The 20,061-nt window shown below is 62.7% G+C and carries 14 protein-coding genes; 6 read left to right on the forward strand and 8 right to left on the reverse strand.

Translation table 11 applies throughout. The annotated features are described in order from the left end of the window. Positions 1 to 5: 5 nt before the first annotated feature. Positions 6 to 1,505 carry a YdgA family protein gene (locus ACR6A7_RS11020; RefSeq protein ID WP_434124889.1) on the reverse strand — a complete coding sequence of 500 codons (1,500 nt, stop codon included), beginning with the start codon at positions 1,503 to 1,505 and terminating at the stop codon, positions 6 to 8. A gap of 132 nt (positions 1,506 to 1,637) precedes the next feature. Further along, positions 1,638 to 2,813, reverse strand: coding sequence for a mannose-6-phosphate isomerase (gene manA / locus ACR6A7_RS11025; RefSeq protein ID WP_434124890.1), 1,176 nt, complete (start codon positions 2,811 to 2,813; stop codon positions 1,638 to 1,640). Between the two features lie 193 nt (positions 2,814 to 3,006). On the opposite strand from manA, the gene fumC reads away from it, so the two are divergent. After that, a complete protein-coding gene (fumC, locus tag ACR6A7_RS11030) occupies positions 3,007 to 4,404 on the forward strand; it encodes a class II fumarate hydratase (protein ID WP_434124891.1) in 1,398 nt (465 codons plus the stop codon). Between the two features lie 43 nt (positions 4,405 to 4,447). Here fumC and tus read toward each other — a convergent pair whose 3' ends face one another. Then, positions 4,448 to 5,377: a DNA replication terminus site-binding protein gene (gene tus, locus ACR6A7_RS11035; RefSeq protein ID WP_434125072.1), complete on the reverse strand. Its 930-nt coding sequence runs from the start codon at positions 5,375 to 5,377 to the stop codon at positions 4,448 to 4,450. 205 nt (positions 5,378 to 5,582) lie between these two features. On the opposite strand from tus, the gene ACR6A7_RS11040 reads away from it, so the two are divergent. Beyond that, on the forward strand, positions 5,583 to 6,752 hold the full coding sequence (locus tag ACR6A7_RS11040; RefSeq protein WP_434124892.1) for an MFS transporter: 1,170 nt from the start codon (positions 5,583 to 5,585) through the stop codon (positions 6,750 to 6,752). A 192-nt stretch (positions 6,753 to 6,944) separates the two neighbouring features. Continuing rightward, the gene (locus ACR6A7_RS11045; protein ID WP_224481430.1) at positions 6,945 to 7,433 is read left to right on the forward strand and encodes an RrF2 family transcriptional regulator; all 489 of its coding nucleotides are present in this window, start codon (positions 6,945 to 6,947) and stop codon (positions 7,431 to 7,433) included. A 145-nt stretch (positions 7,434 to 7,578) separates the two neighbouring features. Here ACR6A7_RS11045 and oqxB read toward each other — a convergent pair whose 3' ends face one another. Both oqxB and ACR6A7_RS11055 read right to left on the reverse strand, forming a co-directional pair. Next, a complete protein-coding gene (gene oqxB / locus ACR6A7_RS11050) occupies positions 7,579 to 10,731 on the reverse strand; it encodes a multidrug efflux RND transporter permease subunit OqxB (protein ID WP_434124893.1) in 3,153 nt (1,050 codons plus the stop codon). A 17-nt stretch (positions 10,732 to 10,748) separates the two neighbouring features. Further along, complete coding sequence (locus ACR6A7_RS11055) at positions 10,749 to 11,909, reverse strand: efflux RND transporter periplasmic adaptor subunit (protein ID WP_434124894.1); 1,161 nt, start codon at positions 11,907 to 11,909, stop codon at positions 10,749 to 10,751. Positions 11,910 to 12,207: 298 nt separating this feature from the next. On the opposite strand from ACR6A7_RS11055, the gene ACR6A7_RS11060 reads away from it, so the two are divergent. The 3 genes from ACR6A7_RS11060 (at position 12,208) to ACR6A7_RS11070 (ending at position 13,345) form a co-directional block, all read left to right on the forward strand. Then, positions 12,208 to 12,552, forward strand: a complete 345-nt coding sequence (locus ACR6A7_RS11060) for a helix-turn-helix domain-containing protein (protein WP_033747323.1) — start codon at positions 12,208 to 12,210, stop codon at positions 12,550 to 12,552. Positions 12,553 to 12,638: 86 nt separating this feature from the next. Then, a complete protein-coding gene (locus ACR6A7_RS11065; RefSeq protein ID WP_434124895.1) occupies positions 12,639 to 13,073 on the forward strand; it encodes a ribonuclease domain-containing protein in 435 nt (144 codons plus the stop codon). A gap of 2 nt (positions 13,074 to 13,075) precedes the next feature. Continuing rightward, positions 13,076 to 13,345: a barstar family protein gene (locus ACR6A7_RS11070; RefSeq protein ID WP_434124896.1), complete on the forward strand. Its 270-nt coding sequence runs from the start codon at positions 13,076 to 13,078 to the stop codon at positions 13,343 to 13,345. On the opposite strand, the gene ACR6A7_RS11075 is transcribed toward ACR6A7_RS11070, so the two are convergent. The 3 genes from ACR6A7_RS11075 to ACR6A7_RS11085 are packed head-to-tail and all read right to left on the reverse strand — an operon-like array spanning position 13,342 to position 20,011. Further along, positions 13,342 to 15,717 carry a virulence factor SrfC family protein gene (locus ACR6A7_RS11075; protein WP_434124897.1) on the reverse strand — a complete coding sequence of 792 codons (2,376 nt, stop codon included), beginning with the start codon at positions 15,715 to 15,717 and terminating at the stop codon, positions 13,342 to 13,344. The two genes, ACR6A7_RS11070 and ACR6A7_RS11075, sit on opposite strands and share 4 nt — an antisense overlap. Further along, positions 15,714 to 18,677: a virulence factor SrfB gene (locus tag ACR6A7_RS11080; RefSeq protein WP_434124898.1), complete on the reverse strand. Its 2,964-nt coding sequence runs from the start codon at positions 18,675 to 18,677 to the stop codon at positions 15,714 to 15,716. Before ACR6A7_RS11080 ends, ACR6A7_RS11075 begins: the two co-directional genes overlap by 4 nt. Positions 18,678 to 18,679: 2 nt before the next feature. Beyond that, positions 18,680 to 20,011: an SrfA family protein gene (locus ACR6A7_RS11085; protein WP_434124899.1), complete on the reverse strand. Its 1,332-nt coding sequence runs from the start codon at positions 20,009 to 20,011 to the stop codon at positions 18,680 to 18,682. Positions 20,012 to 20,061: the final 50 nt, after the last annotated feature.

Genomic DNA, 20,061 nt, shown 5'->3' on the forward strand with positions numbered 1-20,061 from the left:
TGCGCTTACTGCGGCATGCCTTCGCTGGTGGGCAGGCCGAGCATATAGCGCGACATAAACTGCTCCAGCGTCATGGTGTCGCCGTTCATGTTCACCTGGCCGCCGTTGTACTGCAGGCTGGTGACGATATTGTTATCCTGCTGCTGGGTCAGGCGGAACATCTGGCCCATCGCCGCCAGGCCTTTCACCTGCTGGTCCGCCAGCTTCTGCGCGTCGTCGCCGGTATAGCCTTCGGCCAGGCCAACGTTGCGCATCACTTCGGTCGCCATCGGCATATTGATCACCAGCTTGGCCGATAAGCTCTTCAGCACGCGATCCACCATGCCGGAGAGATTTTGCGGCTGTCCGGTAACGGTCGCGGGATCGTTGAAGTTAGCCGTGAGGTTAAAGGTGCTTTCGCCTTTTTCATTTTTCCAGCTCAGCGGCGCGATGCTGACCATCGGCGCGCCTTTCAGCAGCGTCGGCAGGTTATTCAGCAGAATCGTGTTGACGCCGGCCTGATAGCGGATCGGGTCGTTCGCCAGGCCCGGCTGATTCAGCAGCTCCTGCATCTGCGCATGATAGTTATCGGAGAACGCTTTCACCGCCTGAGCGTCAAACTGCGCCAGCTTCATGCTCAGCTTCGCTTCGCCAAAATCGTTGTTCTGCAGGTGCACGTTATCGACGCGATAGTCGATATTGCCGCTGATTTTGCCCGCTTTGTTATCGAACGATGAGGTGCCGTTGAGCTTTTGCAGCGTCAGCGCATCCTTGCCGTTGACGCTGGCGTTGAATTTCTCCAGCTCGACTTTCTGATCGCCGATGCGCACGCCTTCTGGCGTCAGGTGCGTATTGCCGCTCACCTTCACGCCGTTAGCGGTAAACAGCACCGGCATGCCCATCTCGTTTTTGCTGGTGATGGCGATGCTGTCGATATCGCTGTCTACTGAGACTTTATCGCCTTTGCTGTCTGCGCTGACGTTTAGCGTGCCGCCGTTGGTCGCCACGCGCTGGCCGGTCTGCGCATTCTGATAATTAACCGGTAAAAAGTGCAGGGCGGTATCGGTCGCGCCGCTGTAGCCGATGCGGGTATCCGCATTTGCCGGTGACTTATTGTCGGTCAGGGCGAAGAGGTTTTTCAGCGCATCGGTGTTTTCCAGCTCGGTGTGCACTGACGCCATGCTTGGGATCAGCGTAAAGCGACGCAGCTGGGCGAACGGGAAAGGGCCGTGATCGATGGTTTCGTTGAAGACGATGCTCTGACCGGGCTTCAGGAACGCGTTATCTTCGGTCTGCGAGTTGGCCTGCAGCACCAGCTTCGTGGTGCTGCTGAAGACGCCGCGCTGGTAATCCTGATAGCTGAGCTTGAGGCGGCTGTTGGGCGCCAGGGCGTTAAGCTGCGTATTGGCGTTCTGCACCAGTTCATCCATATGGCTTTCCAGCTGCTTACCGGTAAACCATGCCGCGCCGGTCCAGATTACGCCCAGGGCGATAATCACACCTACGGCAACGTTGGTCTTTTTCATTGCTGAGTCGTCCTTATCCTTGTGTCCGCTTACGCCGCTGTCCGACGTCCGGCGAGGGAAGAAAAACGCCCGCGGGCGTTTTTCGCTAATAGATTGAAATAATAGCAGTTAGCGCCAGTTCCGTCAGGCTAATCAGCGCAATGCGTTAAAAACGCGCGCCAGGCGACCACTGCCGGTGGCTTTCAGGGTGCCGTCGCTGGCGGGCACAAAGCAGGATTCGCCGGGATGTAGCGTCAGCTGCTGCTGGCCCAGCGTCAGCGTCGCCTCGCCTTCAATGCAAAACAGGATTGCCGCGCTCTCCTGCGAGAGGGGCTGCGGTTCGCTGTCCAGCGCGTGAATGGCGAAAGCGAAATCCTCCACCGGAACAGGGAAGTTCAGGGCGCGATCCTGCTGTTGCGGCTGGGTCAGCAGCTGCGACGCCGGTTTTGACTGAAACCTGACGTTGGCGAGCAGCTCGGGGATATCGATATATTTTGGCGTCAGGCCGGCGCGCAGCACGTTATCGGAGTTGGCCATCACCTCCAGCGCCACGCCGTTGAGGTAGGCGTGCGGCGTCTCGGCGTAAAGAAACATCGCTTCGCCCGGCTGCAGCGTAATCACGTTCAGCAGCAGCGGCGAAAACAGTCCGCCGTCGTCCGGGTAATCCGCCGCAATCGCCTTAATGGTCTCCCACGGCTGGCCGTCGCGCGCGTTGAGCGCGGCTTTCAGCACGCCCAGCGCCAGCGACTTCGCTTCCCCCTGCAATGACAGCAGGGTGGTGAACAGCGCCGCCAGATTATCGCTGTCGGGGTGCTGCAAAAAGTGGGCGATCTGCGGATGCGCGCCTGCCAGCGGCTGCAGCAGCGAGGCGATCTCCGGCAGCTCACGGAAGCCGTTCATCGCCTGAAAAGGGGTCAGCGCATAGACCAGCTCTGGCTTATGGTTGGCATCTTTATAGTTGCGCTCCGGCGCATTGAGCGGAACGCCTGCCGCGTTCTCCCGTGCGAAACCCTCTTCCGCCGCGCTTTTGCTGGGATGGACCTGAATTGAGAGCGGCTGAGCGGCGCACAGCACTTTAAACAGGAACGGCAGTTCGCCAAAGCGTTTCGCTACCGCATAGCCGAGCGTCTCTTCGGGCGCGGCGTCGATGAGGTCGCGCAGCGAGCGGCGCTCGCCCTTGACCTCGACCTGCGAAGGGCTTTTTGGGTGCGCGCCCATCCACAGCTCCGCCATCGGCGCGCCGCTGGGGTTAGCGATGCCGTAGAGTTCCGTTAAGGCAGTTTTGCTGCCCCATGCGTAATTTTGCAGCGAATTGACCATTTTTTGCATGATTAACCCTTTAATCACGGGAAGTTATTGCGCCTATTAAAGCAGAAAATGGCACCGGGAATACATATGAAGTGCAAACATCGCTTATGACTCGCATAATGTTAAATTCTTGTATGCAAGCATTCTGCGCGTCCAGCATTCTTCCCGCGCTGGGCGACCAATCACCACAACCTGTGCTAAAGGAGACGTAGACATGGCAGCCACGCGCATTGAAAAAGATTCAATGGGGCCCATTGATGTACCCGCAGACAAGTTATGGGGCGCGCAAACGCAGCGCTCGCTGGAACACTTCCGTATCTCGACAGAAAAAATGCCCACCGAGCTGGTCTATGCGCTGGCGCAGACCAAGCGCGCCGCCGCCACCGTCAACCGCGATCTTGGCCTGCTGCCGGCTGAACGCGCGGACGCCATTGTTAAAGCCGCCGACGAAGTGCTGGCCGATCAACACAGCGGCGAATTCCCGCTGGCGATCTGGCAAACCGGCTCCGGTACCCAGACCAACATGAACATGAACGAGGTGCTGGCCAACCGCGCCAGCGAGATCCTCGGCGGCGAGCGCGGCATGTCGCGCCTGGTGCACCCCAACGACGACGTCAACAAAAGCCAGAGCTCAAACGACGTCTTCCCGACCGCCATGCACGTGGCGGCAGTGATTGCGCTGCGCGAAAAGCTGATCCCGCAGATTGAAACGCTGAAGAAAACCCTGAGCGAGAAGTCCAGCGCCTTTCAGGATATCGTCAAGATCGGCCGCACCCATCTGCAGGATGCGACGCCGCTGACCCTGGGCCAGGAGATCTCCGGCTGGGTGGCGATGCTGGAGCACAACCTCCGGCACATTGAGCAGAGCATTCCTCACGTCGCTGAACTGGCGCTGGGCGGCACCGCCGTCGGCACTGGGCTGAATACCCATCCGGAGTACGCGGTGCGCGTGGCAAAAGCGCTGGCTGAACTGACCGGACAGCCGTTCGTCACCGCGCCGAATAAATTCGAGGCGCTGGCGACCACCGATGCGCTGGTGCATGCGCACGGCGCGCTGAAAGGGCTGGCCGCCTCGCTGATGAAGATCGCCAACGACGTGCGCTGGCTGGCGTCAGGCCCGCGCTGCGGCATCGGCGAACTCTCTATACCGGAAAACGAGCCGGGCAGCTCAATCATGCCGGGCAAGGTCAACCCGACCCAGTGCGAAGCGATGACCATGCTCTGCTGCCAGGTTATGGGCAACGATGTGGCGATCAATATCGGCGGCGCGTCGGGCAACTTCGAGCTGAACGTTTTCCGGCCGATGGTGATCCACAACTTTCTGCAGTCGGTACGCCTGCTGGCCGACGGCATGGACAGCTTCAACCACCACTGCGCCGTCGGCATCGAGCCGAACCGCGATCGCATTTCGCAGCTGCTCAATGAGTCGCTGATGCTGGTGACCGCCCTGAATACCCATATTGGCTACGACAAAGCGGCCGAAATTGCGAAGAAGGCGCATAAAGAGGGGCTGACGCTGAAAGGCGCGGCGCTGAAGCTGGGCTATCTTACCGAAGAGGAGTTTGACGCCTGGGTACGTCCGGAAGAGATGGTCGGCAGCATGAAGGCGTAACCCGCCGTCGTGATAAAAGGCCAGCGCTGCTGGCCTTTTTACATTATATCGGACAGTCAACCCACAGGTGCAGCCGCGGGATCAGCAGGTTGAGCGGCTGCGCTGCTGGCTTGTAGCGGTGCTGCACGTTATCCGCATTGTAGTTCAGCAGTTCGCCCAGCACCGGCACCTGGCTGCAGTCGCGGCACAGCACAACGATCGGGGAGGGACAGGCGAGCTGCGTCTGTTTTTTCTCGTCGGCGCGCCAGACGCGCGCAATGGGCTGCACCTTTACCGGGCGCTTGATCTTCAGCCGCGCGGTGGCGGGCAGGGCGCGCACGCTCTCCAGCTCATCCTGCACCTTTTCCGCCCACTGCTCGCGCGTCCAGGGCGCCTGCGCGCGATTCGCGCTGAGGCTCTTTTCCAGCTGCGCGATAATCTCCTCGCGCTTGACGTTTTTAATCACATGCTTGTTGGCCCAGCCGAAACGCAGGCTGTCCGGCGCCTGCAGCAGGGTGATGGTGCGATAGGCGTTAAGGGTAATCAGGCCACGCAGATGCTGGTGCACGAACTCAAAGCGCGCTTCGCTCGGCAGGCCTGACTCCACGGTGATGATCTGCTCCAGCCGCGCTTTGTATTGATTCACCAGCGCGATCTGATCGATAAGGGCAGTTTCGCGTTCGCCTTCGGCTTCGATGCAGAGGGCGCCGGGCAGGCGAACGGCCGCTTTGGTGCTCAGTTTTTCTGACTGATGCTGCATAAAAAGGCGACAGAAGTGCGCCAGCGCCATCTCGCGCGCGGCTTCCCCCAGGTGCTGCTCAACGGCGATTTCGGTCACGGCGTCATGCTCGTGGCCTTTTTCTATCGGCGGCAGCGAGAACACCCGCGCGATCAGCAGCGGCTGCGTCATTATCATCTCGCGCAACTCCCCCAGCGACGCTTCGAGGCGGTTAGCGCAGTCATGCAGGTCGGAAATCAGGTCGTAGCGCATCAGCGGTCTCCATAGTTACAACATACCTTACTGTGACAGAGAGCGACGCTGCACGCAATCTGTTCTATTAGTTACAGCATACTTGTGAGTTGATCAAACAAACGGTGCGGCTTGACGGCTAAACAGGCAAAGCGAAGCAACCGGCACCGTTTCGGTTTTTTCCTTATCTCATAGCATGTTATAAAAGCTGCTACTGTACAAAAAGGTGATGGATGTGAATCAACGGAATAAACCGGGCGTGATGGCGGTAGTGGTGCTGGGGCTGGTGCAGATACTCTCCTGGGGCGGCTCGTTTTATCTGATGGCGGTGATGGCGGCCCCGATCGTCGCGGAAACCGGCTGGTCACAGCAGTGGGTCTACGGCGCGCTGTCGCTCGGCATTCTGGTTTCCGGCCTGCTGGCGCCGCTGAGCGGACGTATAATCGCGCGCAGCGGCGGCCGGATGCTGCTGGCGCTGAGCGGGGCGGTGATGGCCTTAAGCCATTCGCTGCCGCTGTTCCTTGCCGCCTGGGTCATTATCGGCGTCGGCATGGCGATGGGGCTTTACGACGCGCTGTTCGCCACGCTGGGCACGCGCTACGGCGGCCAGGCGCGCAGCGCCATTACCAGCATTACGCTGATCTCCGGCTTTTGCACCTCGCTGGTGTGGCCTGGCACCGCGTTGCTGATTCATCTGCTGGGCTGGCGCGGCGCCTGTTTCGCTATCGCCGCAGTGCTGCTGTTGCTGGTGCTGCCCGCCTATTTTTACGCGCTGCCGGACAAGGCGGCGGTTGTGAAGCCAAAATCAGCGACGATGCCTGCGCCGCAAAGCGATATCGCGCCGTCGCTGTTCTGGCTGCTGTGCGCCATTTTTACGCTCGCCTCGGTGATCATGACGGCAATCTCGGTACAGCTGATCGCTTTACTGCAGGCGAGCGGCTACACCCTGGCTGCCGCGCTGGGGCTCAGCGCCATTCTGGGGCCGTGTCAGGTGGGGTCGCGCGTGGTCGATATTCTGTTTAAACGCGGCCATCCCATCTGGACGGCCTTGTTCTCGGTGGGCCTGGTGGCGCTCGGCCTGCTGTCGCTGGCGCTGTTCCCGCAGCTTGTGCTGCTCAGCATGGTGCTTTACGGCGCAGGAAATGGCCTGCGCGCCATTGTGCGGGGAACTTTACCGCTGGCGATGGTCAAACCGGAAGCGTATGCCGTAGTGGTCGGCCGGATGGCGCGTCCGGCGCTTATCGGTCAGGCGCTGACGCCTCTGGCGGGCGGATATCTGTTTGCAACCTTCGGCGCGTCCGTTACGCTGTGGACGCTTTGCGCGCTGGCGCTGCTTAACGTGGCGCTGGTAGTGCTGCTGAAGAATCGGCTGCCCTCAGCGGCGCCAGAGGCGCTTTAAGGGCAGGGCGGCGGCTGGCGCGACGCAGGCTGAACAGCTTGTGCTATCGGCAGCTGGCTTTTAATGAATACGTGCCCTGGCACCGCTGCCTTGCTTCTAAAAAGCAACAGTGTTTGTTATATTTATTGCTCACTGAATGTTCACTTACGCGGCAATAAAACAATAAGATGCACCGCAACTCAGGATAAAGAAATGCTTGATTACCGCTTCCCGACAGCTTTGCAAATGGTTCTTAGCGTAGCGATGGCGGAGCAGATGGGTAAACGCTCGACCAGCGCCATTCTGGCATACGGCCTTGAGGCAAATCCCAGTTTCATCCGTAAGCTGATGGTTCCGCTCACCCGAGATGGCATTATCGTCTCGACGCTTGGCCGCACCGGTTCGATTCATCTGGGGCGTCCGGCCAGCGAAATCACGCTGCGCGATATTTATACCTCGGTGATTGAGGATAAAAAGCTATGGGCGTCGCGTCCGGACGTTGCGCCTCGCTGTCTGGTCAGCGCCAATCTCTGCTGGTACTTCAAATCGATTGCCGATGAAGCCGAGCAGGCTTCGCTGGAGGTGCTGGAAAAACGCACCGTCGCCGACGCGCTTGAAGAGCTGAAGAAAGGCAACGAAACCGAGTGCGCGCCGGTGCTGGAACCGGATGCTATCGAAGACCTGTGCAAAAAAAGCCGTTAACAGCGGCTTTTTTTATGCCCCGCAGCGCGGCGCACCCGATTCCTTCCAGAATGTTTTTCTCTTCAGCCGCAACAGACTTACCCACGCTATAGCAAAAATACCTTCCTTAAAGAAAGGGCGGTCGCTGACCGCCCTTAATAGATAGTTACGCTGTCTGCATCGCCTCTTTCGGCGCCTTACGCGTCACCAGCTTACGCAGCGTGACGTAAAATACCGGCGTCAGGAACAGACCAAACAGGGTAACGCCCAGCATCCCGGCGAACACGGTGATGCCAGTGACGCCGCGCACTTCTGCGCCCGCGCCTTCGCCGAGGATCAGCGGCACGGTGCCAGCGATAAAGGCGATGGAGGTCATCACGATAGGGCGCAGACGCAGACGACAGGCCTCCAGCGCCGCTTCCACAATGCCTTTGCCCTGCATCTCCAGCTCGCGGGCGAACTCCACGATAAGAATGGCGTTCTTGCACGCCAGCCCCATCAGCACCACCAGACCGACCTGCACGAAGACGTTGTTATCGCCGCCCGTTAGCCAGACGCCGACCAGCGCCGACAGCATGGTCACCGGCACAATCAGGATCACCGCCAGCGGCAGCGTCCAGCTCTCATAGAGCGCGGCCAGCACCAGGAACGCCAGCAGCACCGCCACAGGGAAGACGATAAAGGCAGTATTGCCCTGCGTCGCCTGCTGGTAGCTGAGATCGGTCCACTCAATATTCATGCCGTTTGGCAGCAGCTGGCTGGACATCGCCTCCAGCTGGGTCATTGCCTGCGCGGAAGAGAGGATGCGCGGATCGGCATCGCCAATCAGGTCCGCCGCCGGGTAGCCGTTGTAGCGGATCACCGGATCGGGCCCGTAGGTGGTGGTGATATGCACCATGCTGCCGACAGGCACCATCTCGCCGCGGTCGTTGCGGGTGCGCAGGTTAGCGATATCCTCCACGCTGTCGCGGAACTCGCCGTCCGCCTGCGCCATCACGCGCCAGGTGCGGCCGAAGCGGTTAAAGTCGTTGACGTATGACGAGCCAAGATAGGTCTGCAAGGTGCTGAAAAGATCGGTCAGCGATACCCCTTGTGCCTTGGCTTTATCGCGGTCGACCTGCACGTCGAGCTGCGGCACGTTCGCCTGATAAGAGGAGATGGGATAGTGCATGCCCGGCGTCTGCATCACCGCACCGGAAAGGGTATTGATCGCCGTCTGCAGCGCGCCATAGCCCAGCCCCGCGCGATCCTGCACATAGAGCGAATAGCCCGACCCCTGGCCGAGGCCCAGAATCGGCGGCGGCATAATCGAGAAGCCGAAGCCCTGCTGCAGCTGGGCGATTTTGGCGTTGATTTCCGCGTTAATCTCTGCGGCGCTGTGCTTGCGCTCGCTGAACGGCTTCAGGCCAAAGAAAACGGTGCCGGTATTCGGCGTATTGGTGAACTGCAGCGCATTCAGGCCGGGAAAGGCGACGGAGTAGGCCACGCCTTCGGTATTCATGCCGATTTCGCTCATCTTGCGGATCATCTCGTCGGTACGCTCCAGCGACGAGCCTTCAGGCATCTTCACGCCGCCGATCAGATAGAGCTTATCCTGCGTCGGGATAAAGCCGCCCGGCACGGCGTGGAACATAAAGCCCGCGCCCGCCAGCAGCAGCACATAGACGCCAAATACCGCGCCGCGACGGCGCAGCGTTTTGCCGACCAGCCCTTCGTAGCCGTGCGCGCTGCTGTTAAAGAAGCGGTTGAACGGACGGAACAGCCAGCCAAGCAGGCGATCGATAATGCGCGTCGGGATATCTTTCGGCGCATGGTGATCCTTCAGCAGCTTCGCCGCCAGCGCCGGCGACAGCGTCAGCGAGTTGATGGCGGAGATCACCGTAGAAATCGCGATGGTGACCGCGAACTGCTTATAGAACTGGCCGGTGACGCCGGAGAGGAACGCCATCGGCACGAACACGGCGCAGAGCACCAGCGCGATGGCGATAATCGGCCCGGACACCTCGCGCATCGCCTGATGCGCCGCCGCCTGCGGCGAGAGGCCCAGCGCGATATTACGCTCGACGTTCTCCACCACCACGATGGCGTCATCCACCACGATGCCGATCGCCAGCACCAGCCCGAACAGGCTCAGGGTATTAAGCGAGAAGCCGAGCAGGTAGAGCACGCTAAAGGTGCCGACCACCGAAACCGGCACCGCCAGCAGGGGAATAATCGAGGCGCGCCAGGTCTGCAGGAACAGGATCACGACCAGCACCACCAGGGCGACCGCTTCCAGCAGCGTATGCACCACCGCGCTGATGGAGTCGCGCACGAACACGGTAGGGTCATAAGGCGCGGCCCACTGCACATCGTCCGGGAAGCGTGTCGCCAGCTCGGCCATTTTGGCGCGCACCGCGTTAGAGAGATCGATGGCGTTGGCGCCCGGCGCCTGGAAAATACCGATGCCGACCGCGTCCTTATTGTTGAGCTGCGAGCGCAGCGCATAGCTGCCGGATCCCATCTCGATGCGCGCCACGTCGCGCAGCCGCACCAGCGAGCCGTCATCCGAGGTTTTCAGGATGATATTGCCGAACTGCTGCTCGTTCTCGAGGCGGCCTGCGGTATTGATAGAGAGCAGAAAGTCGGACTGCTTCTTCAGCGGTTCAGCGCCGAGCTGGCCAGCCGACACCTGCACGTTCTGCTCCTGCATCGCCGCGATTACGTCGGCAGCGGTCAGGCCGCGCGCAGCGACTTTATTGGGATCGAGCCAGACGCGCATTGCATATTCGCCCGCGCCGAAGATCTGAATCTGCCCCACGCCCGGCAGGCGCGCCAGCTCATCTTTGACCTTCAGCGTGGCGTAGTTGCGCAGGTAGAGCGAGTCGTACTTGCCGTGCGGCGAGAACATATGCACCACCAGCGTCAGCGTCGGCGACATCTTCTGGGTAGTGATGCCGAGGCGGCGCACATCTTCCGGCAGGCGCGCTTCCGCCTGGGCGACGCGGTTCTGCACCTGCACCTGCGCCTGATCGGGATCGGTGCCGGGGCGGAAGGTCACGGTGGTCACCAGCACGCCGTCGGAACCGGCCACCGATTTCATATACATCATGTTCTCAACGCCGTTGATCGCCTCTTCCAGCGGCGTCGCCACCGAGTCGGCAATTACCTTCGGGTTGGCGCCGGGATATTCGGCGCGCACCTGCACGCTGGGCGGCACCACGTCCGGGTATTCGCTGATCGGCAGCAGCGGAATAGCGATCAGGCCGGTAACGAAAATCAAAATCGACAAAACGGCGGCGAATATCGGCCGGTCGATAAAAAAGCGGGAAAAGTCCATAGCGGCAGTAGCCTCGGTTAGTTGGCGTTAGCCGCGCGCATCGCGACCTGCTGAGCCGTTACCGGCATTCCGGGCATAAACACTTTTTGCAGCCCGTCGACGATCACGCGATCGCCCGGCTGCAGCCCGCTTTTCACAATGCGCAAACCCTCGACCATTGCGCCAGGCTGAATGTCGCGGCGCTGCGCCTTGCCCTCTTTGTCCATGACATAGACATATTTGCGATCCTGATCGGTCAGCACCGCCTTGTCGTCAATCAGCAGCGCCTGGAATGCGGCGCTGCCCGGCAGGCGGACGCGGGAGAAGAGGCCGGGCGTAAACTGACGCTGGCGGTTATCAAGCAGGGCGCGCATGCGGATGGTGCCGGTGCTGGCGGTGAGCTGGTTGTCGGTAAAGTCCACCTGGCCGCGGTGCGGATAGCCGCTTTCGCCCGCCAGGCCGATTTCGACCGGCAGCGAGCCGCGCTGCTGCCCCTGACGCGCCATCGCCTGGTAGTGCAGGAAGGTGGTTTCATCGACGTCGAAGTAGACATACATACGATCCTGCGACACCAGCGAGGTGAGCACGCTGGCGCTGTCGCCGGCGGTCACCAGGTTGCCGGTGGTGATCATGGCGCGGCTGGCGCGTCCGTCGATCGGCGCAGTCACGCGGGTAAAGTCCAGGTTGAGCTGCGCCATATCCACGGCCGCCTCGGCGGAGAGCACGTCTGCCTGCGCCTGGCTGGCGGCGGAGCGCCGCTGCTCCCACTGCTCGCGCGACACCGCCTGTGTGCCGATCAGCTTCTCGGTGCGCGCCGACTCGCTGCGCGCCAGCGCCGCCTGGCTGCGGGCGCGCGCCAGTTCGGCCTTCGCCTGCTCCAGCGCGGCGCGATAGGTGCGGTCGTCGATGGTGAACAGCACCTGGCCTTTTTTCACTTCGTCGCCTTCGCGGTAGTTCACCGAATCGATATAGCCGGAGACGCGCGGGCGCAGCTGCACGCTCTGCACCGCTTCGATGCGGCCGTTAAAACTGTCCCACTGGCTGACCGGCTTCACCACCACGTCGGCGACGCTGACCTGAGGGGGCGGCGGCGGGGCGTTTTGCGCCACGCCTTTGTCACATCCGCTAAGTATGCTGCTGAGCAGCACCGCGCCCAGAAGGGTTGAACCCTGACGAACCCACTTCGTTTGTCTGTTCATTATTGTTATTCCGCATAGCGTTAAAAAAGAGCCCACAAGGGCGGGCCAATATTTGCAACTTTTAAGATTGCAATTAATCGCGAGGAGTGTAGGCTTGGGCATCCAGCAACTGCAAGAATATCTGATACACTTTATGTGCGGTTTTGACTGAGGCAGAGCGGGGCGGAGAATGTCCTTACGGCGAGTGCGGCATTTAATGTATCAATCCAACTTGCATTAAATGGCAAAGTCAGTCACCCTTAAAGTGTAATTGCAACTGATACTGATACTGTTCGCAACGGCGACGGGAGAAAATGGGATGATGAGCGACGCATTTATTCACGATCTAATCGACTGGATCGATAACAACATCGAAGCACGTCTGGATCTGGACACCGTATCGGAGCGCGCAGGCTATTCCAAATGGCACCTGCAGCGTATGTTTAAAGAGCACACCGGCTATCCGCTGGGTGAGTACATCCGCATCAAGAAGCTGAAGAAATCCGCGGATCGGCTGACCACCACCAATGAGCCGATCCTTAACGTCGCGATTTCGCTGGGCTTTGACTCACAGCAGTCTTTCAACCGCAGCTTTAAACGCCAGTACGGCGTTGCGCCAGGCGCCTGGCGTCGCCACGGGGCGCAGATGCAAGCGATGCAGTGATCCCCGCAGGGCCAGCTTCGCTGGCCCGCGCTGTATCTGCCCGCTAAAGCTGGTATCATCAGCGTCCTGTTGTCTGGGATGCCATCATGTCGAAAAAACTCTGGATTGCACTGTTCATCGTGCTTGCGGCCGCCTGGGCCGGTTTAAAACCCCATCTGAATCTCTCATCCACGCCTGAATCTGGCGACATCAGCTCGCTGACCGATGCGCGCACCGTAGCGCGTTACCTGCTGCAGCATCAGCAGCTGCCGACCTATTACATCAGCAAAAATGAGGCGCGCCGCCGCGGCTGGGATCCCGCCAAAGGCAATCTGTGCGAGGTGCTGCCGGGCAAGGCGATAGGCGGCGACCGTTTCGGCAACCGCGAAAAGCGTCTGCCGCAGCGTAGCGGTCGCTTATGGTATGAGGCGGACGTCAACTATCGCTGCGGCCATCGCGAGGCGGATCGGCTGGTCTACTCCTCTGACGGCCTGGTCTATATCACCACCGATCACTACCGCAGCTTTAAGCAGGTGCCCTGAAAATGCTGACCATTACGCTCGACTTCCGTCGCCTGGCGGATCGCGACGCGCTCTACCGGACGCTGGCGCAGCAGAGCCATTGCCCGTTCGCCTTCGGCAATAATCTCGATGCGCTGTGGGACTGGCTGACCGGCGGCATGGCGCTGCCGGCGCGCATTCATCTGCGCCACGTGGCGGAGGCGGAAAGGCGCGACGAGTTCGCCGCCGTGCTGGCGCTGCTGGAAGAGGCGGCGCAGGTGCTGGAGGGCGACCTGCGCCTGAAGCGGGATTAGCCGCGCAGCGGCGCGAGGATCGCGGCCAGCGCGGCGCGCGCGGCGGGCGTCACGTCGCGTCCGCCGGCGTAGCCGTTGTTCTCCAGAATCACGGAATTGAGCCCGACCAGCCAGTCGTAAATGTAGTAGGCGGTATGGTTGGCGGGCGCGGCGGAGAGACGCGTCAGCCGCTGTCCGGCAGAGAAGTTAACGCTCGGCGCGGGCGGACGCGAGAAAATCGGCTGACCGCGATTGACGCGGCTTGGCGGCCGCTCAGCCTCGTCTCGCTGCAAAAAGCCCAGCCAGGCGACAAAATCCCCCAGCACCGTCATGGCGCGGGAAACCTGACGATCGGCGCGCGACTCATGGCTGACGGAAGGGTTATCCGGCTCGTGCAGCGCCTGCTCCAGCGACGTCAGCATATCGAGGCGGAAGCTGGCGACAATCAGCTCTTCAACCAGCCACTCCAGCGTGCCGCGATCCACATTCAACAGCGTCAGCAGGCTGCGGTTCTCCGGCAGTTCGCGCAGATGATCGAGCCACAGCGCCATCACCTGGCGCGCGAAGCTCTGTCCCGCGGCGCTGACGTGATGCTGCACGGCCGCCGGTTCAGCCAGCGGCGTATCGCTAAAAAGATCAAATTCAAAGCCGACGCCGAAATGCTGCGCGGGCGCCTCGGCGCGGATCGCCGCGGTCGTGGTCGGCGCATCATGCTGGCTGAGCCAGAGCTGACGCAGCGTTTCGCGCGGCGGCTGCAGACGCTCCAGCAGTTCGCCGTGCAGGCCGGTACGGTGCTGCAGACATTTCAGCAGGGTATCGGCGATGGTCTGCCTGCGCGCCGCCTGCTCGGCGCTCGCCTCGGCGTCAATCCAGGGCAGCAGTCGACGCTCCAGCACGCTGTGCTGCAGGGCGCGCAGCTCGGCCAGCAGCCGATCGCGGCGCGCGTCGGGCTGCATCTCTTCCTGCAGCCACTCCGCCATGCGATCGACACCGGCGCGATCGAGCGCCAGCATCGAGCCCCAGCGCTGGCCGGGCTGGCCAATCTGGCGCTGCACCGCCTCATCGACGTTGATCTGCTGATGGCGCGCGTCGTATGGGGTGATCGCCCAGATCAGGCGCGGCTTTTCGCCGTTTTCGCGCGGCGGCTGATGCAGCTGCCATTCGCGCAGCGCCCGGCTGGCGACATCGACATCCTGACGCTGGCTGGCGGCGGTGCAGATCAGCATTAAATCGATCCCCTGGCGCGTGGCGTAAAAGCCAGGCAGCAGGGCGCGCTTCTGCTCCAGCAGACGGGCGCGCAGCGGATCCTGCTGCGCCAGACGCTGGCGCTCCTCGCGCGCCGCCGCCTCGGCGGGCGTGCCGGGGGCGGGCAGATCGAGCATATCGGCGTCGTCAAACAGTGCGGTGCGCGGCGTCGAGCTTAAGGGGATAACCAGCTCCAGCGTCAGCAGCGCCAGCCAGCCGAGGGGCGCCTGCTGCGGCTTGCCGATGCGGTTGCCGTTCAGCGGACAAACCTCCACCTTCAGCTGCTGATCCTGCTCGCTGGCGGGTGCGATCAGCTGTTCGCTCGGCAGCAGCGCGTCGTCCGCCAGCAGACTGAGCGGCGCGAGCACGCGGCTGGCGTTGCGCAGCTGATGGCGCAGATGCAGCAGCGCGCGCAGCGCGTCGCTCAGCTCCGGCTGAGTCGGCCAGAGCAGGGCGAAAAGCTGCACCCGATCGTCGACGCTGAGCGCAGGCGCCAGCTCTACCGCCTGCGGCCAGAAATGGCGGTCAAGCCGCGGCTCGTGACAGCGGTGACGACGGCTCCAGGCCCAGAGCGTGACCAGCGCGTCGCTGTCGAGGCCGCCGACCGGCGCGCTAAGGCGCTGGCGCTGCAGGCGCTGCAGCTGCTGGTCAAGCTGGGCGCTTTCCGGCTGCGGCGCCGCATGGCGGCAGCTCAGCACCAGACGCAAAACTTCCGCCTCGCTCAGCAGCGTCAGCTCTACCGGCCATTCGCCGGAGAGCGGCTCGCGCTGATGGCAGTAGCGGGTCGCTGCGGCAAAGTCGAGATTGCCGGGATTGATCTGCTGAAAGACGTTAAGGTTTTTCTCGCCCAGACGCGTCAGCAGCTGGCCCTGAGCGTCGGCAACCATTTCGCTCAGCAGCCAGGCTTTGCCCGCCTGCGACTGGCCGAACAGCGCCAGCGTCACCGGACGGGCGACCTGCTGAGCAAGCGCATCGCTCTGCGCGCGGGCGCGGCGCAGCTGGCGCGTAAAGGTTTCCGCCTCCAGCGCCAGGCGGGGCGAGGCGTCGCGGTGGTCGGCGACCCAGCCCAGGCTGGCGTTGAGCGCCTCCTGCAGCAGGCCAAGTCGTTTTGCCAGCGTCTGCGGCTGGCGCGGTTTTACAGTTCTCATCGTTTGCAAAGGCTTCCGCTGTCAATCCAGTACTGGGCGTTGGCGTTGCCCGTCGGTGAGAGAGTATTAAGTTTCAGGCTCAGCTGCTCAAGCGGCACGCGGGTGCCGTCGTCGAGGCGCGCGTCGCTCAGCACCAGCCGCTCCGGGCCGGGCAGCGTCGGGCCTGGCGCCACCGCCAGCTTCACGCGCAGCACGCTCTCTCCGGCCACCTTGCGCGCCAGCTGGGCGTCGTTCAGGGTCAGGCTGTAGAGCGGCGACGCGGGCCAGCGATCGTTATCAAGCTGGCGGAAACCGAGGCAGACGTTGCCGCGAATGCGGAAGCTGCTTTTGCGGTCCAGCGCGAAGCGCTGGTCGTCGAGATCGATTTCGCTGTAGCAGAGATTATCGTTGGTCAGCGCCTGATTCTCGTCAAGTACGCCCAGGTAGCGGATGGTGGAATAGGGTTCGAAATCGCCCGCGCGGAACCAGAAGCTGTTCAGGCGCAGATCGAGCGCCAGCAGGCAGAGCATCGCGCCGACCGCCGCGGTGGATTTCGGATTGTCGATACGGCCATGTTTGTTGAACGGATACCAGTCGCTGGTGTGGTAGCCCTCCAGCGACAGAATGCGGCTGCCTGGCAGCGGCTGCAGATGGCGCACCAGCGCCTGAATGCCGGGGAAGCGCGACGGGCGCCCGGTGAGCAGCAGCACGTCGCACTGATAGAGCGACACCACTTCGCACATCGAGCGCAGCGCCGGGATGATTGCCATGCGGTGCTGCATAAACTCGGCGTGCAGCTGGGCGAGACTGACGATCAGCGGCACCTCCAGCAGATCAAACCCGCTGTCGACGCCCAGCGCGCGCTGGATTTCGCCGTTGATAAAGGCGAGCACCGCGTCGGCCGGCCGGCTCTCCACCAGTTCGCCGAACAGGGCGTTGATCTCCGCGTGGCTCTCCAGCGGATCCCAGTTCTCGTAGCGCTCCAGCACCGCCTGCGCCAGCGGAATAAACAGCTGCAGCGTCGCCTGCTGGCGCAGCGTCGCCTGGCCGTCGAGGCGGCCGTCGTGGCCGAACAGCTTGTTCAGCAGCGGCTCGGCCAGCGTCAGGCCCGCTTTCTGCAGGCTCTGCTGTAGCGCAGGCAGGATCCAGAGCTGAATTACATCCAGCAGAATATCGTCGCCCGCGACCTTGAAGCCTTCGCGGAACAGCAGGCGCGGGGTGATTTTGACGTTATTGCCCTGGCCGTCGTCGAGACGGTAGTGGGTAATGGCCAGATCGGTGGTGCCGCCGCCGATATCGATTGAGGCGATGCGCAGGCTTTTGCCCGGCACCTCATCCGCCTCGCGCGGACGATCCGGGCGTGCGGTGCTGCTAAAGAAATCCTGCGCGCGACCGGCGAAGTTAACCTGCGTTTCGTTGAACAGCCACACCATCTGGCCGCAGGTGGCTTCGTCCCACTCCATCTGCACATCCGGCACCGGCTTGCGGCAGGTCGGCGGCGCGGCGGCGTCGAACGGCTCGTCGGCCGCGTGCCAGCCCTCGGCTTTCCACACCAGCGCGATCGCCTGCTGCATGCGGCGGCGGAATATTTCGCGCTCCGGCTTCGGCATCGCCGACGGCAGCGTCAGGATCACGTGACGCAGCTGGCGCGGCGCGTGGCTCTGCGGCATGCGCTGGCGCTGCGCGGCGCTGTTCATCTGCATCAGCGCCTGCGCCAGCAGTTCGCACAGCATAAAGGTCATCAGCGAGCTGCGGCTGTAGTGGGCGGAAAAAACCGGCAGGCGATCGTCCTCGGCGAGCGCGTGCAGCGGCTCCCCTTCGTCATTCAGCAGAAAGGTAAAGGGCGCGGCGTTGGCCTGCGGCTCGTTCAATCCCTGCGGCTGATTAAAGCGCCAGCCGGGCTGATAGCGCGCCTCGTCCCACAGATAGCGGCGTGGGCTGGAGATGCCGGTGCTGCCCTCAAGGCCGGCGCGCTGCAGCGCCAGGCGGCTCGCTTCGCGCCCGACGCGCGTCAGCGACGGCCACATAAAGGCGTTTTCGCGGCCGCTCTGCAGCGAAAAGCTCGCCTTGCCGAAGTCGGTTTCAGCAAACTCCAGGCGGCTGTCGAACAGCTCGTTATAGACCTGATGCGGCTGCGAGAGGTCGCGCAGCTGCAATTCATAGGTCTGCTTCAGGCCGTTGCTCTCTTCAGGATGATCTTCCACCAGAATGCCGCAGGTGTGTGAATTGCCGACGTCGAGAATAATGTCGACGTTCACCGCCGGGGTCTGCTGGGTGGCGGCCTGCAGGTGGATATCGCTCAGGTTGAGCTGCTCACCGAGCAGCTCCAGCAGGTTCAGGTAGTGCGCCTGGTATTCGAACTCGCGCAGGGCCTGCGCGATCGCCTGCTCGCGGCGGTCGCCGACGCGGTCGCTGAACGTTTCACGCAGCCAGCCGTCGACCCAAATGTGATCGAGGAACTCGCCCAGCTCGTAGTTGTGCCAGGCGAGCGAGAAGGTGACGCCGTTCTGCGCGTCGGCGGCGGTCAGGCCGAGCTGTTCGCCGCCATCCTCCGGCGCCACGCAGCGGGTATCGAACGCCAGGGTCACGCGGTGGGTATTGCCCGCCGCGTCCGGCTGCGCCAGCGCGGTGAGGCGCAGGCGCGCCCAGTTCTCCGGGCCGCCGATAAAGCGACGGCCGCTGGCGCAGCGCAGCATCGGCAGCGGCAGCCAGCAGTCCGCCAGCAGCGCCAGCGAGTCCGCCAGCGCCACGTCCGATTCCGGGCGCACCACTTCCGGCGCGCCGCCGTCCTGCGGGTAGAGCAGAAATTTGCCGCTGTTGCCGTCGACGTTGAGGCGCAGCAGCGGGCCGTTTGCCGTCTGGCGCACAAACTGACGGCGCGCCTGGCCTGCGGCGATGCGCAGGCCAAAATCGAGAAACTGTACGCCGCTCTCTTCAATCAGCGTGATTTTTTGTTTGTCATCGATCAGGGGAGCCAACATGGTTACTTACTCTCACGCTTAATCGTCATCGGGAAGGATTTGTCGTCGCTAAACAGCGCTTCGCACACGGCGGCACCGTCTCCCGGCTTACACATTAGCTGCGGCATGCGGTAGCGCGAGCCGTCGCTGCATTTGGCAGTATAGCGGCTGCGCACCGAGAGCTGGCCGCTGCTGAGCATAGCCGCGGTAACCTCGTCGGCGCTGCAGCGCAGGTTATTGCCCTGAGTGACGGTGGCGCTGCCTTTGCCGCTGCGGATCGTATAGTGCAGCACCGGCGAGGCGCCCCCCGGCAGAGAGTTCTGCATCACCACGCGCCAGCGGCCGTCGACGACGCTAATCGCGCCGGTGCGGACATCCTCCACGCTCATTTTCAGCGCGTCCCCCGCAACGGGAACGGCAGGCGTCACCACGCTGGCAAGGGTGGCTGAAGACGCTGGCGTCTCGGCGGGCGCGGCGACGCTGGCGGGCGTCTGCGGCAGTGTGGTGGCAAGCTTTTGCGCGGCGACCAGCGCGGCAGGCGGCGCGATAGCGGTGGCAGCAGGAACGGCAGCGGGCGCGGCCTGCTGCGATGCGGCGACCGGCGTTGGCTGATGCAGCCAGAACGCGGCGGCACCGGCAACGGCCAGCGCCACCGGCGCCAGATAGAGGAGGCGGAAGGCATGGCGCTTCGTGGCTGGCACGGCAGGGGCCGCGGCGGCTGGCGCAGCCGCAGGTGGCGCGACGACCAGAGGCGGTTCGACAGCGGGCGCCGGCAGCGGTTCAGGCTCAGCGATCGTCGGCAGCGTCTCCGCTACCGCTGGCTGCGGCTCGACGACAGCCACTTCCGGCAGCAGCGGCGGCAGCGACACCTCCAGCGTATCGCGCAGGCAGGCGAGCGCGTCGTCGCGCGTGCGCGCCTGCGCGTCGACAAAGCCCCAGAAGGTGATCACCGGCTTGCCGTCCACCAGGTAGACATACTGTTGATCGGGAAACTGCAGCGTTTTGCCCAGCAGCGCGCCGAACAGGCGCATCGCTGGATTGTCCGCCTCGCGCGCGCGCGCGCTGAGATCGCGCATCTCCTGCTGGGTCGCCGTCAGCTGTTCCAGCGCCAGACGGCGCTCGCGATCGCTGGCGCCCAGCCAGGATTTTACCTTGCCGCTGAAGGGCGCGTACCAGTCGAGGCGGTCGCCGCGCGCGTTAGGCTGAGGAATGGCCAGGCAGTTTGCCAGCACGGTCTGACGGCGCAGCCGCAGCGTTTCACGAATTTGCAGGGCGGATGCGTAGACCGGCTGGCCGTTTTCACCCAGCGCCAGCACCGCGTCAAGATTGCCGCTGCGCAGAAAAGTTTTTGCCACCTGTTGGGCCCTTATCGGTCAAAGTGTGAGGCAGAAAATCGTGTGATATC

It is taken from the genome of Pantoea phyllosphaerae, assembly GCF_051025595.1.
Lineage (GTDB): Bacteria > Pseudomonadota > Gammaproteobacteria > Enterobacterales > Enterobacteriaceae > Pantoea.